Annotated in this window: 12 protein-coding genes; 4 read left to right on the top strand and 8 right to left on the bottom strand. The window is 68.7% G+C overall.

Annotation, left to right across the window (positions count from 1 at the left end; all coding sequences use genetic code 11):
* The first annotated feature begins 8 nt into the window (after positions 1-8).
* Together xylG and DIE23_RS14360 are read left to right on the top strand one after the other, a co-directional pair.
* Positions 9-1568: a D-xylose ABC transporter ATP-binding protein gene (gene xylG, locus DIE23_RS14365; RefSeq protein ID WP_124612725.1), complete on the top strand. Its 1560-nt coding sequence runs from the start codon at positions 9-11 to the stop codon at positions 1566-1568.
* Positions 1565-2764, top strand: coding sequence for a sugar ABC transporter permease (locus DIE23_RS14360; protein ID WP_124612724.1), 1200 nt, complete (start codon positions 1565-1567; stop codon positions 2762-2764). The genes xylG and DIE23_RS14360 overlap by 4 nt, the downstream gene beginning before the upstream one ends.
* A 59-nt stretch (positions 2765-2823) precedes the next feature.
* On the opposite strand, the gene DIE23_RS14355 is transcribed toward DIE23_RS14360, so the two are convergent.
* Positions 2824-3726 carry a LysR family transcriptional regulator gene (locus DIE23_RS14355; protein WP_124612723.1) on the bottom strand — a complete coding sequence of 301 codons (903 nt, stop codon included), beginning with the start codon at positions 3724-3726 and terminating at the stop codon, positions 2824-2826.
* 99 nt (positions 3727-3825) lie between these two features.
* On the opposite strand from DIE23_RS14355, the gene DIE23_RS14350 reads away from it, so the two are divergent.
* Entirely contained in the window at positions 3826-4701 is an 876-nt protein-coding gene (locus DIE23_RS14350) for an aldo/keto reductase family oxidoreductase (protein ID WP_124612722.1), read from the top strand.
* Positions 4702-4754: 53 nt separating this feature from the next.
* On the opposite strand, the gene DIE23_RS14345 is transcribed toward DIE23_RS14350, so the two are convergent.
* From DIE23_RS14345 to DIE23_RS14340, 3 genes are all read right to left on the bottom strand, one after another.
* A complete protein-coding gene (locus DIE23_RS14345) occupies positions 4755-5153 on the bottom strand; it encodes a cupin domain-containing protein (RefSeq protein ID WP_124612721.1) in 399 nt (132 codons plus the stop codon).
* A 146-nt stretch (positions 5154-5299) separates the two neighbouring features.
* Positions 5300-5470 (bottom strand): hypothetical protein, encoded by a 171-nt coding sequence (locus DIE23_RS39535; RefSeq protein WP_185640597.1) that lies wholly within the window; start codon positions 5468-5470, stop codon positions 5300-5302.
* The gene (locus DIE23_RS14340) at positions 5467-6441 is read right to left on the bottom strand and encodes a DUF72 domain-containing protein (RefSeq protein WP_124612720.1); all 975 of its coding nucleotides are present in this window, start codon (positions 6439-6441) and stop codon (positions 5467-5469) included. The genes DIE23_RS39535 and DIE23_RS14340 overlap by 4 nt, the downstream gene beginning before the upstream one ends.
* Positions 6442-6459: 18 nt before the next feature.
* On the opposite strand from DIE23_RS14340, the gene DIE23_RS40150 reads away from it, so the two are divergent.
* Complete coding sequence (locus DIE23_RS40150; RefSeq protein ID WP_260436064.1) at positions 6460-6666, top strand: hypothetical protein; 207 nt, start codon at positions 6460-6462, stop codon at positions 6664-6666.
* Positions 6667-6745: 79 nt separating this feature from the next.
* Here DIE23_RS40150 and DIE23_RS14330 read toward each other — a convergent pair whose 3' ends face one another.
* The 4 genes from DIE23_RS14330 to DIE23_RS14315 form a co-directional block, all read right to left on the bottom strand.
* On the bottom strand, positions 6746-8704 hold the full coding sequence (locus DIE23_RS14330) for a phosphatase PAP2 family protein (protein WP_124612719.1): 1959 nt from the start codon (positions 8702-8704) through the stop codon (positions 6746-6748).
* Positions 8705-8952: 248 nt separating this feature from the next.
* On the bottom strand, positions 8953-10473 hold the full coding sequence (locus DIE23_RS14325; protein WP_124612718.1) for a GGDEF domain-containing protein: 1521 nt from the start codon (positions 10471-10473) through the stop codon (positions 8953-8955).
* 204 nt (positions 10474-10677) lie between these two features.
* Positions 10678-12150 carry an NAD-dependent succinate-semialdehyde dehydrogenase gene (locus tag DIE23_RS14320; RefSeq protein WP_124612717.1) on the bottom strand — a complete coding sequence of 491 codons (1473 nt, stop codon included), beginning with the start codon at positions 12148-12150 and terminating at the stop codon, positions 10678-10680.
* A 103-nt stretch (positions 12151-12253) separates the two neighbouring features.
* A complete protein-coding gene (locus tag DIE23_RS14315; RefSeq protein ID WP_006749694.1) occupies positions 12254-12745 on the bottom strand; it encodes an Lrp/AsnC family transcriptional regulator in 492 nt (163 codons plus the stop codon).
* Positions 12746-12791: the final 46 nt, after the last annotated feature.

The raw sequence follows: 12791 nt of genomic DNA, 5'->3' as shown, positions 1-12791 counted from the left end.
ATGAACGTATGACCGAACCCTTGCTGACGATGCGCGGCATCGTCAAGGCATTCGACGGCGTGAAGGCGCTCGACGGCATCGACCTGACCGTGCGCCCCGGCGAGTGCGTCGGCCTGTGCGGCGAGAACGGTGCCGGCAAGTCGACGCTGATGAAGGTGCTGTCGGGCGTCTACCCGCACGGCACGTGGGATGGCGAGATCCGCTGGGAAGGCGCGCCGCTTGTCGCGTCCGGCGTGCGCGACACCGAACGCGCGGGCATCGTGATCATCCACCAGGAACTGATGCTGGTGCCCGAGCTGTCGGTCGCCGAGAACATCTTTCTCGGCAACGAGATCACGCTGCCCGGCGGGCGCATGCACTACGCGGAGATGGTGCGGCGTTCCGAGGCGCTGCTGCGCGAACTGAGGATCGACGCGATCAACGTCGCGCAGCCGGTGATGAACTACGGCGGCGGCCACCAGCAGCTGATCGAGATCGCGAAGGCGCTGAACAAGCGCGCGAAGCTGCTGATCCTCGACGAGCCGTCGTCGTCGCTGAGCGCCGCCGAGACGCGCATCCTGCTCGACATCGTGCGCGACCTGAAGCGCCGCGGCGTCGCGTGCGTGTACATCTCGCACAAGCTCGACGAAGTCGACGCCGTATGCGATACCGTGACCGTGATCCGCGACGGCCGCCATGTCGCGACCGAGCCGATGCGCGCGCTGACCACCGACCGGATCATTGCGATGATGGTTGGCCGCGAGATCCGCAACCTGTATCCGCGCGAGCCGCACGAGATCGGCGACGTCGTGCTGGAGGCGCGCAACGTGACCTGTCACGACGTGGCGAACCCGCGGCGCAAGCGCGTCGACGACGTGTCGTTCAGCGTGCGGCGCGGCGAGATCCTCGGCGTCGCCGGGCTCGTCGGCGCGGGCCGTACCGAGCTGATGCAGGCGATCTTCGGCGCGTATCCGGGCGCGAGCACGGCGAGCGTGCGGATCAACGACCGGCCGCTCGCGATCCGCTCGCCGGCCGATGCGATCCGCGCGGGCATCGCGATGGTGCCCGAGGATCGCAAGCGCCACGGGATCGTGCCGCAGCTCGGCGTCGGCCACAACATCACGCTGTCGGTGCTGCGCCGCTTCGCCGCGCGCGGGCGGATCGACGCGGCCGCCGAACTCGACGCGATCCGCACCGAGATGCAGCGGCTGTCGGTGCGCGCCGCGCACCCGTTCCTGCCGATCGCGAGCCTGTCCGGCGGCAACCAGCAGAAGGCCGTGCTCGCCAGGATGCTGCTGGCCGACCCGCAGGTGCTGATCCTCGACGAGCCGACGCGCGGCGTCGACGTCGGCGCGAAGGCGGAAATCTACCGGCTGATCTTCGCGCTCGCGAAACGCGGCGTCGCGCTGATCGTCGTGTCGTCGGAGCTGCCGGAAGTGCTCGGGCTCGCCGATCGTGTGCTCGTGATCGGCGAAGGCGAGCTGCGCGGCGATTTCGTCAACGACGGTCTCACGCAGGAACAGATCCTCGGCGCCGCGCTGAAACCCGCGCGGCAGCCGGCCGAACCCATTGCAGCGAGTACCCCATGAATACCGAACTGTCTTCCTCTACCGCCGTGCCGCCGGACGCCGACGCGCGCCGCACGCACGGCCATCCGCTGCGCCAGGTCTTCGTGCGCTACAAGGTGCTCGCGCTGCTGTTCGCTGTCGCGGCGATCTGGCTGTTCTTCTCGGTGCTGACCGACGGCGCGTTCGTCACGCCGCGCAACGTGTCGAACCTGCTGCGGCAGATGTCGATCACCGGGATGCTCGCGTGCGGGATGGTGTTCGTGATCATCGCGGGCGAGATCGACCTGTCCGTCGGCTCGCTGCTCGGGCTGCTCGGCGGCGTCGCGGCGATCCTCGACGTCAATCGTCACTGGCCGGTCGCCGTGACGGTGCCGGCCGTGCTCGCGCTCGGCGTGCTGGTCGGGCTGTTCAACGGCTGGTGGTCGACCTACCGGCGCGTGCCGTCGTTCATCGTCGGGCTGGGCGGGATGCTCGCGTTCCGCGGGATCCTGCTCGGCGTGACGGGTGGCTCGACGATCGCGCCGGTGTCCGACGGCTTCGTGTTCATCGGCCAGGGCTATCTGCCGCGCGCCGTCGGCGACGGCCTCGCGGTGCTGCTGTTCGCGCTCGTCGCGCTGCTGGTCATCCGGCAGCGCGGTACGCGGAACCGTTACCGGCTCGCCGTCGCGCCGCTGTGGCAGGACGTCGCGAAGGTCGTCGGCGCCGGGGCCGTGCTGTTCGCGTTCGTCGCGACGCTCGACCGTTACGGCGGCATTCCCGTGCCCGTGCTGCTGCTGCTCGCGCTGCTCGGTGTGTTCTCGTGGATCGCGACGCAGACCGTGTTCGGCCGGCGCATCTATGCAGTGGGTTCGAACCTGGAGGCGACGCGATTGTCGGGCATCGACACCGATCGCGTGAAGCTCGCGATCTTCGCGCTGATGGGGCTGATGTGCGCGTTCGCGGGCATCGTCAACACCGCGCGGCTCGCGGCCGGTTCGCCGTCGGCCGGCACGATGGGCGAGCTCGACGCGATCGCCGCGTGCTTCATCGGCGGCACGTCGATGCGCGGCGGGTCGGGCACGGTCTATGGCGCGCTGATCGGCGCGCTCGTGATGGCGAGCCTCGATAACGGGATGTCGATGCTCGACGTCGATGCGTACTGGCAGATGATCGTCAAGGGCGTGGTGCTGGTGCTGGCCGTGTGGATCGACGTGGTGTCGCGGTCGAACCGGCGGTGAGGGGCGGTGCGGGCGCGATCGCCGCTTGGCGGACACGCCGGGCAGCGGCGCACGCCGTTCTACCCGGCTTCCGCCTTGACGAAATCGACGAACGCGCGCAGCGGGGCCGGCACGAAACGCCGCCCCGGGTAATACAGATACGGGCCCGAGAACGGTCGCCACCATTCGCCGAGCACGGGCTCGAGCGCGCCGCTCGCGAGGTGCGGACGAAGCCAGTCTTCGAAAAGGTGCACGATGCCGAGCCCGGCGCGGGCGGCGTCCACGACGAGATCGACGGCGCCGCCGACCTGCACGACGAGCGGGCCCGACGGCTGCACGCGGACCACTTCGCCGTTGCGCTCGTATTCCCACGCCGGCATCGCGCCGCTCGCGAACCGGCCGCGCAGGCACGCGTGATCGAGCAGGTCGCGCGGGTGCGCCGGGCGGCCGCGCCGCGCGAGATAGGCGGGCGCCGCGGCGGTGGCGAAGCGTTGCGTACGCGGGCCGATGGGCACGGCGATCATGTCCTGTTCGAGGCGCTCGTCGTAACGGATGCCCGCGTCGCAGCCGGCCGCGAGGATATCGACGAAGCTTTCGTCGGCCACGACCTCGAGCCGGATCTCCGGATACGCGTCGAGAAAGCGCGGCACGATGGACGGCAGCACGAGCCGCGCCGCGCTCATCGGCACATTGAGCTTCAGCGTGCCGACCGGTCGCTCGCGGAACGTGTTGACCACGTCGAGCGCCGCCTCCACCTCGCCCAGTGCCGGCGCGAGCCGCGCGAGCAGGCGCTCCCCGGCTTCGGTCGGCGACACGCTGCGCGTCGTGCGGTGCAGCAGCCGCACGCCGAGTTGCGCCTCCAGCCGGCGCACCGCTTCGCTGAGACCGGACGCGCTCGCGCCGACCATTCGCGCACCTTCGCGGAAGCCCTTCGCCCGTGCCACCGCCACGAACGCGTTCAGATCGCCGAGATCGACTTGCATTGTTCGCCTTTTCGTACAGGTCGTGCGGATTATGACCGGTTATCGCGCGACGCGACACGGCGTAACCTGCGATCACGCATTCGATACAGGAGCACGATCATGTCCCCCATTGTTCAGTCCGGCACGTATTCCATCGCGGGCCGACGCGTTCACCGCATCGGCTATGGCGCGATGCAACTGGCCGGGCCCGGCGTGTTCGGTCCGCCGAAGGATCGCGCCGCGGCGCTCGCCGTCTTGCGTGAAGCCGTCGAAGCGGGCGTCGACCACATCGACACGAGCGACTTTTACGGCCCGCATGTGACGAACCAGCTGATTCGCGAAGCGTTGCATCCGTATCGCGACGACCTGCTGATCGTGACCAAGGTCGGCGCGAAGCGCGGCGGCGACGGTTCCTGGCTGCCGGCGTTTTCCGGCGAAGCGCTCGCCGCCGCCGTGCACGACAACCTGCGCAACCTCGGTCTCGACGTGCTCGACGTGGTCAACCTGCGGATCATGTTCGACACGCACGGCCCGGCCGAAGGCTCGATCGAGGCGCCGCTGTCCGCGCTGGCCGAACTGCAGCGGCAGGGCCTTGTGCGGCACATCGGGCTGAGCAACGTCACGGCCGCGCAGATCGCCGAAGGGCGCCGGATCTGCGACATCGTCTGCGTGCAGAACCATTACAACCTAGCACACCGGGACGACGACGATCTCGTCGATGCGCTCGCGCGCGACGGCATCGCATACGTACCGTACTTTCCGCTCGGCGGGTTCACCCCGTTGCAGTCGTCGACGCTCGACGCGGTCGCGGGCCGGCTCGGTGCGACGCCGATGCAGACCGCGCTCGCGTGGCTGCTGCAGCGCGCGCCGAACATCCTGCTGATTCCGGGGACGTCGTCCGTCGCGCATCTGCGCGAGAATCTCGCCGCTGGCGGGTTGGGGTTGCCGGAGGACGCCGTGCGCGAACTCGACGGTGTCGCGTCCGCTCGCGGTTGAGGCCGGCGCGTGGCCGCCCGGCGACGGCAGGGGGAAGCGCGCCGGCGCGTGACTCAGCGCGCCTGACCCAACTGTTCGTCGATCGTCCGGGTCAGCGGTGACTGGACATCGCCGGTGTGCTTCGTCTGCACGGGCTCGATCAGCACGATCCAGCATTCGTCGTCGGCGACCGGATTGTGCAGTGTGCCGCGCGGTACGACATGCATCGAGCCGGCGGGCAAGTCGACGGCGCGCCCGCCTTCATACTCGATCCTGAGGTGCCCGCGCACGACGAAGAACAGTTCGTCTTCGTGCGCATGGTCGTGCCACACGAGCTGACCACGGACCTTTGCGACTTTCACGTACTGATCGTTGACCTGCGCGACGACCTTGGGCGACCAGTATTCGGATACATCCGCGAAAGCAGCCTCGAGGTCGAACGATTCGGCAAACGGAACGGCGGGGAGGGACATCGCGTCTCCAGATGCGGTTGTGTGTAGGCGGGAAGCGGTACTTTTCCGATCATCGATGCGTCGGGAAAGCCGATTATATTGGCGCCGCCGCGACGCTGCATGACACCGGGATGCAGCGTCCGCGATGCCGCGGCGGCGCGAGCGCGCTACGACCGGTCGCGGTTGCGCGCGCGGGTCGCCCCCGTGATCACCGCGATGCCGAACAGAATGACGGCCACGATCTCGATGATGTGCTGCGACACATGCAGCGTCGTCAATCCCCATGCCACGCCGCCGATGAAAATGATCCATCCGACCAGGTAGATAAGCAGGGTCATCGTTCTTCTCCTTGCGGTTCGGGTTCATTGCGCGGACTGCTGTCGCGGGGCGGGCCGTCTTGTCCGGCGGCCGCGTCGTGGGCGTGCAGACCGAGGCGTTCCATCAAGCGCCGAGCATCGAACGGTGCGTTCGTTTTTGCGTCGTTGTCGAAGTAGCAGTACACGTCGCGCGTTCGCGCGCGCGGCGGAGCCAGGTCGGGCACCGCGAGATGCGCATCGGCGGGCTGCGCGCCGCGACGCCACGTCTCGATTCGGCGTGCGCAATGCTCGAGCGCCGCATCCGAGTATTCGCCCGAGTACTTCGTTTCGGTCCCGTGCAGCCGCATGTAGACGAAGCCTGCGCTCAGGTCTTCGAACCGCGGCCACGGCTCGGTCGAATCCGATACGACCAGCGCGACCCGGTGGCGGCGCAGCAGCTTCAGGAATGCCGGGTCGACGAAGCTCGCGTGCCGCACTTCGACAGCGTGACGCAATGTGCGCTTGCGGTCGATCCGCAGATACGGCGCCGGGACCCTGCGATCGTGTCGTTGCGCGAGGGCGAGCGCGGCTTCCGTGTCCGGCGGCAGTAGGCTCAGGAAACGCGCCATGTGCTCGGGGTCGAAACGCAGCGACGGCGGAAACTGCCACAGGATCGGCCCGAGCTTGTCGTTCAGCGCGAGGAGCCCCTGCGCGTAGAAGTTCGCGCAGGCCACCGTCGCCGTTTCGTCGCGAAAGCGCAGCATGTGGGTCAGGTAGCGTGAGCCTTTCACGCTGAACGTAAAACCGGGCGGCGTTTCGTCGTACCAGTGCCGCCAGCTGTCGAGCGATTGAAGGCTGTAGTGGGTGCCGTTGATTTCGATCGTCTGCATCCGGTTCGCCGCGTACCGCAGCTCGGCCGCCTGCTTCAGCCCCTTCGGATAGAAGGTGCCGCGCCAGCCTTCATAGCGCCAGCCCGAGATGCCGATGTGGATTTCGCCTGATTTGCCCGCCACGTCGATGCTCGCAGTCCAGTGGATACCGTCGCGACGAGCAATGCGCGTGCCCGCGCGCGGCACGCGCAATGCTCCGGCGGCCGATCGGCCGTTCGCGCCGGTGGCGAGCGAAATCGATGCGTTGCCGCTCTCGACATCGCCGACGCTTCGCGTGCATTCGTGGCGTTCCTGAAGACCGCGCCGGCCGCCGCGATCCTGCAGCGCAGCGGTCTTGATCCGCGTTGATGCGAGCGCCGCGTGGCGCCCGCGACGAGACATCGGTAACGACGGACGCCGCACCGCGGCACGGCACGGCGCGTCGCGATCACGACGCCGACAACGTGACCGACACGCCCGTCGCCGTATAAACCGGCGTTGCCTTGAACCCGTCGACCGTCACCGTCGAGAACTTCGCGGCAGCCGCCGCGCCGTCGATCAGCGCGATGGTGTCGCCGGCCTTCGGCACATAGCCGTTCACGAACTTGACGTGCAGCGTGCCGCCCGCGACGGTGAGCGGGCCGCCGACGCGCAGGCGTCCGCCGCCGTTGCCGTCGATGTCGAGTTCGAGCGTCGTGTTGTCGAGCTGCGTATAGCGGGTTGCGACGGTTACCGGCGCGCTGGCGGCAATCCGGACGCCACCCCCCGAACCGACGTACACGTCGCCGTTGCCGAACGCCGTCGCGGATGCCGCGGCGAGCGTGCCGCCGCTGACCTGCGTGCCGCCCGCATAGCTGTTGTTGCCCGCCAGCGTCAGCGTGCCGGTGCCTTGCAGCGTCAGCTTGCCGGCGCCGGCGATGTCGTTACGCCACAGGTCGGCCGCATTGAGCCCGCCCTGCGATGCGTTCATCGACACGATCACGTTGCCGTTGAATGCGCCGTAACCGTCGGCCGCGGCGAACAGGTTCAGGCGGCCCCAGCCTTCCGCGTCGTCCATGACCGGGTAGCCGGACGAAATTTCGGTCGTTTTCAGCACGACGCGCCGCTGATCGGCGCTCAGGTACGGGAAACGCGTCTGCAGCAGGATCTCCGCGCCCTTCGGCACGACCGGCGGTGCGTCGGTCGACTCGATCGCGCCGAAGCCGAACGTCAGGCGGCGCACGAAGGCCGTCTTGTTCGTCGCGTAATCGGCGAACCGGTCGGTGGTCGGCGTGCCCGAGTGCGCGAAGGCGGCGAACGTCGTGTCGGTCGTCCCCGTGAGCTGCTGCAGCGCCTGATGGGCCTGACCGTACGCGGCCTGCGCGTCGCTCGCATACGCGGTCAGGTTCGCCGCGCTGACGGCCAGCGCGAGCATGCGGCCGCCGATCACGTCGAGCGGCGAGTGCATGCCGGCGAGGATCCGGTTCTCGCCCAGTTCGAGGCCGCGGCTGACCATCTCCTGGAAGCGCTCCGGCACGAGCCACGCCATCGTCATCGCATCGCGCATCGCCTCGGCCTCGTGGCCGCTGATGAAGCCGCCGTCGGTCGCGGGCGTCGTGCTTTCCGCCGGCACGAGCGTCGGCGCGACGACGACGCTCGTGCTCCAGCGGTACGGCCGCGCGTACTTGTAGAAACGCTTCGACGGCTCGGTCGACGCGTTGTTGCCCATTTCGCCGAGCAGGTCGACGACCTTGCCGAAGCTCGCGTTCGTGCTGCTGCCGACGCCGATGTTGTTGCCGGAATCGTTGTACAGCACCGTCGTCGCGTCGGCGGGCACGCTGGTGATGCTGGTCGTCTGCTGCGCCGCGGTGCGCCACGCGCTGGTGAGCGGGCCCATGCCGTCGGTCACGCTGTAGCCCTTGCCGCGTCGGTCATCGAAGTAGGCGGCGTCGGCCTGTTGCTGCGTGCGGGCGGTCGTTGCGTTGATCACGTACAGGACATTGGCGGCCAGCACCGTGTTGTTCAGGATCGTGCCGCAAGGCGTGCCGCTGCCGGGCAGGCCCGAGCAGGTCGACGGCGAGATCGCCGGAAACGCACCGTTGGCGGGCGCGCTCACGCCGGCATCGACCAGCATCGTCGCGGGCTGCCACAGGTCGAGGAAGCGGCTTACCACGCGCACGGCGGCGTTGGTCGACAGCGTTGCATAGCGCGCGTCGCCGCGCTGGTTGGTCGCGATGCTGTCGACGAAGGCCGGCACGCTCGGCACGGGCGCGCTGTCGACGAAACCGGGGTCGGCCGGCGGTGCCGGCATGGCCGCGCTGGTCGGGGTGGTCGACGCGACGTCGTCGCCGCCGCCGCAGGCAGCGAGAACGATCGCACTCGACAGCGCTGCGACGTGCAGCGGGAAACGGCTCCGTGACGCAAACATGCAAGACTCCATCCTGAGTGTCGAAGATGGCGGATTGTCGTGGGCGATCGTGACGCAGCCGTTAAGGATTTGTTTCGGGTCGGGGACGATGCGCCCGAATGCTCACTATCTGGTGAATTCGTGATGCTGAACGTTTGCGGCCGAATCGATCCTGCCGTCGGCCGATGTCCCGCAGCGGGCGGATACGGGCCGGCGGCGCGTGCGTCAAGCCTTGCGCGGGTGTTTGAAAGAGACCGGAACCGGCACGGTCACGCCGGTTGGGCCAACGACTCCGCGTCGGCGTGGCACACGCGGTTTCTGCCCTGGCGCTTCGCCGCATAGAGGGCGAGGTCCGCCTGATGCGACAACGCGTGCACGGATCTCGGGTGCGCGCGGTGTCCGGTCGCACAGCCGATGCTGACCGTGAAAGCCGGAATCGTCGCGTCGAACCCGTCGAGCCGGTTGCGCGCCACGGCGCGGCGAATCGCTTCGGCGACCTGCGCGGCGCCGCCTTCGTCCGTATCGGGTAACACGGCGACGAATTCCTCGCCGCCGTAGCGCGCGGCAAGATCGCCGCGCCGCCGCGTATGCGCGCGGATGCATTCGGCGAGAAAGCGCAGCGCGATGTCGCCTTGCGCATGGCCGTACCGGTCGTTGTACTGCTTGAAGTGATCGGCGTCGATGAACAGCACCGACAGGCTGCCGTCGCTGCCGCGCTGCAGCCGTTCCCATTCGTCGGCGAGCGCGGCATCGAGCGCGCGACGGTTGTGCAGGCCCGTCAGCGGATCGGTGCGCGTCAGGTCCGTGAGCAGCGTCTGCTTGCGCAGGTTGTCCCGCAGCGCGAACGCGAGCAGCCACACCACCGCGCAGAACAACGCGCCGATGACGCACGCCGACACGCCGACCGTCCACGACAGGCGCGTGATGCCGGCCAGCACGTCGTGCTCGGCCGGCGCGACGACGGCGATCAGCGGCGTGCCCGGCACCCGCTGGTACGTGTACAGCCGCAGCGTGCCGTCGATGCTCGAGCGCGCCGCATAGAAACCCGATTCGCGGCTCACCATCCGCTCGAACGACTTCGAGCGACGCAGGCGGACCATCTGGTGATCGCTCAACGGCGGGTTGCGCGCGAGGATCGTGCCGTCCGCGCGCAGGATCGCGCTGACGCCGTGCGGCCCGACGTTCAGGCGGGACAGCAGCCGATCGAAGTAGGCGAGGTCGATGGCGACCACCGCGATGCCGTCGAACGTGTGATCCGGCCGTTCGATGCGTCGCGACAGGGCGATGGATTCCGTGCCGCCGCGCGAACGCGCGCGGTACGCCTCGGATACGTAGAGGCCGACGTTGTCCGAATCGCGATGGACCTTGAAGTAGTCGCGATCGCTGAAGTCCCAGTTGTGGGTCGAGCTGCAGCACCCGTCGATCATCCGCCCGTTGCGGTCCGTCACGCCCATCCCGGTCACGTATTGCGCGGCCGTGCGCTCGAACAGCACGTCGTGACGCAGTCCGGCGTCCATGCGCGTGACGGCGGGGTTGCCGAGATCGGCGGCGAGCGCGACGAGCGCATTGTTGGACGTTTCGACGGTGCGCGCGATCTCGCTGACCAGGACGGCCGCGACATTGCGCGACGTCTCGTGCGCATGCTCGACGACTTCGCTTCGCGCGGCCCACAGCGTCGCCGCGCTGATGCCGAGCGCCGCGAGCGACATCAGCGTACCCAGCACGCCGACGATCAGGTGGTGGCGGCCGGCCCAGTCGGCAATTTTCTCGATCGAAGGGGATGCAGGCATTGCTCGCGCTCGTGCGGGGAGCCGGCTGCGACTGCAGCGGCGCTGGTCAAATCCGGGTTAACGGCACCGTTGCCCGGAAATCGAGGCCGGCATGCGAAGCGATGACCGCACGGGGGCCGCAAACGTGTGCGGCCGAGGCACGCCCGTCGCGGCGCGCCGCGCAACGAGAACGCAACGGCGGCGGATGCGGGTGGCCGCGCGGGATCAGTCGAGCCCGCCCTGGCACAGATACTTGATCGACAGGTAATCGTCGAGGCCGTAGCGCGAGCCTTCACGACCGTAGCCCGATTCCTTCACGCCGCCGAACGGCGCGGCCTCGCTCGCGAGCGCGCCCTCGTTGATGCCGACGATCCCTGTTTCGAGCCGTGCCGACACGCGCGCGATGCGGCGCACGTCCTGCGTGTAGAAATACGCGGCCAGCCCGAACGGCGTGTCGTTCGCGGCGTCGACAGCTTCGTCCTCGGTAGCGAACCGAAACAGCGCGGCGACCGGGCCGAAGGTTTCCTCGCAGGTCAGCCGCATGTCGGTGGTGGCGTCGGCGAGCACGGTCGGCGCGTAATAGTTCGGCCCGAGTTCGGTCAGGCGCTTGCCGCCCGTGAGCACGCGTGCGCCGCGCTCGATCGCGTCGCCGACGTGGCGCGCGATCTTGTCGACCGCGCGCGCGTTGATCATCGGGCCGATCTGCGCGGCCGGGTCCGTCGCCGGCGCGACCTTCAGCGCGGCGACGCGCGCGGCGAGCTTCGCGGCGAATGCGTCGTACACGCCGGCCTGCACGTACACGCGATTCGGCGATACGCAGGTCTGGCCGCCGTTGCGGAATTTGGAGGCCATCAGCCCGTCGACCGCGGCGTCGAGCTCGGCATCGTCGAACACGATGAACGGCGCATTGCCGCCGAGCTCCAGCGACAGCTTCTTCAGCGTCGTCGCCGATTCGCGCGCGAGCAGCTTGCCGACGGGCGTCGATCCGGTGAACGTGATCTTGCGCACGCGGCCGTCGGCGAGCCAGTCGGCCACCGCATCGATGCCGCGTTCGCGCGATGCCGCGATCAGGTTCAGCACGCCGGGCGGCACGCCGGCTTCCTGCGCGAGGAAGGCGAGTGCGAGCGCGGCGAGCGGCGTGTCCTCCGCGGGTTTCGCGACGACCGTGCAGCCGGCCGCGAGCGCGGGTGCGATCTTGCGCGCGATCATCGCGAGCGGAAAATTCCACGGTGTGATCGCGGCGACGATGCCGATCGGTTCCTTGACCGCACTCAGCCGCTTGCCGCGCTGCTGCTGCGGAATCAGGTCGCCGTAGGTGCGCGTCGCTTCCTCGGCGAACCACAGCACATACGACGCGCCATAGGCGACTTCGCCGCGCGCTTCGGCGAGCGGCTTGCCCTGTTCGCGCGACATCAGCGTCGCGAGATCGTCGGTGTGCGCGACGATCGCCGCGTGCCAGGCGCGCAGGATCGCGGCGCGTTCGCGAGCGGGCGTCGCGCGCCATGCGGGCAGCGCGCGTGCCGCCGCGTCGGTCGCGGCGCGCGCGTCGGCGGCGCCGCTGTCGGGTGCGTGGGCAACGATCTCGAGCGTCGCCGGATCGGCGACGTCGAAGCGGCGGCCGTCGAGCGCGTCGCGCCAGGTGCCGTCGATCAGGTTGGTGGTGCGAACGAGTTCGGGTCGGGACAGCGTAAGCGGCATGACAGATCCTTGGATGGGGCGATTCGGTGACGGCGGCGGCGCGGGCGCGCGACTACCCCGCGCGGGGTGGGCCGCCGCGTTCGTGGATGCCGCGCGCTGTCCGTCAGTGACGTTCGCCGAACAGCGATTCGAGCGGGTAGTGCCGTTTGACGAACGGCGACTTGATGATCACGTAACTGAAGTACTTCTCGATGCCGATGTTCTGCTCGAGCAGCCCTTCGACGATCGTCTGGTAATGGCTCACGCTGCGCGTGATGAACTTCAGCAGATAGTCGTAGCCGCCGCTCGCGAGGTGGCATTCGACGATCTCGTCGACGTTGCGGATCGCCGCGACGAAACGGTCGAAGTCCTCGCGCCGGTGGTCGGCCAGCGTGACTTCGGTAAACACGACCTGCACGTCGCCGAGTTTCTCGAGCTGGATGTGCGCGCCGTAGCCGCCGATGTAGCCGGCCTTCTCGAGCCGCTTCACGCGGATCAGGCAAGGACTGGGCGACAGCCCGACCGCATCGGCCAGTTCGACGTTGGTCATGCGGCCGCGCTTTTGCAACTGGGAGAGGATGCGCAGGTCGATGCGATCCAGCTTGCTGTCCGTCATGTTCACGTGAGAGGGAAAAAATGGAATGTCCGGTTACTTTAGAGTC

It is taken from the genome of Burkholderia sp. Bp9143 (assembly GCF_003853645.1).
Lineage (GTDB): Bacteria > Pseudomonadota > Gammaproteobacteria > Burkholderiales > Burkholderiaceae > Burkholderia.
This window is presented reverse-complemented; position numbering and strand designations above follow the sequence as displayed.

What these genes read in the sequence shown, in the direction of transcription:
- DIE23_RS14315 (WP_006749694.1), bottom strand. Translation starts at nt 12,745, where the DNA reads ATGACGGACAGCAAGCTGGATCGCATCGACCTGCGCATCCTCTCCCAG.
- DIE23_RS14355 (WP_124612723.1), bottom strand. Translation starts at nt 3,726, where the DNA reads ATGCAAGTCGATCTCGGCGATCTGAACGCGTTCGTGGCGGTGGCACGG.
- DIE23_RS14360 (WP_124612724.1), top strand. Translation starts at nt 1,565, where the DNA reads ATGAATACCGAACTGTCTTCCTCTACCGCCGTGCCGCCGGACGCCGAC.
- DIE23_RS14325 (WP_124612718.1), bottom strand. Translation starts at nt 10,473, where the DNA reads ATGCCTGCATCCCCTTCGATCGAGAAAATTGCCGACTGGGCCGGCCGC.
- DIE23_RS14330 (WP_124612719.1), bottom strand. Translation starts at nt 8,704, where the DNA reads ATGTTTGCGTCACGGAGCCGTTTCCCGCTGCACGTCGCAGCGCTGTCG.
- DIE23_RS14350 (WP_124612722.1), top strand. Translation starts at nt 3,826, where the DNA reads ATGTCCCCCATTGTTCAGTCCGGCACGTATTCCATCGCGGGCCGACGC.
- DIE23_RS39535 (WP_185640597.1), bottom strand. Translation starts at nt 5,470, where the DNA reads ATGACCCTGCTTATCTACCTGGTCGGATGGATCATTTTCATCGGCGGC.
- DIE23_RS14345 (WP_124612721.1), bottom strand. Translation starts at nt 5,153, where the DNA reads ATGTCCCTCCCCGCCGTTCCGTTTGCCGAATCGTTCGACCTCGAGGCT.
- xylG (WP_124612725.1), top strand. Translation starts at nt 9, where the DNA reads ATGACCGAACCCTTGCTGACGATGCGCGGCATCGTCAAGGCATTCGAC.
- DIE23_RS14320 (WP_124612717.1), bottom strand. Translation starts at nt 12,150, where the DNA reads ATGCCGCTTACGCTGTCCCGACCCGAACTCGTTCGCACCACCAACCTG.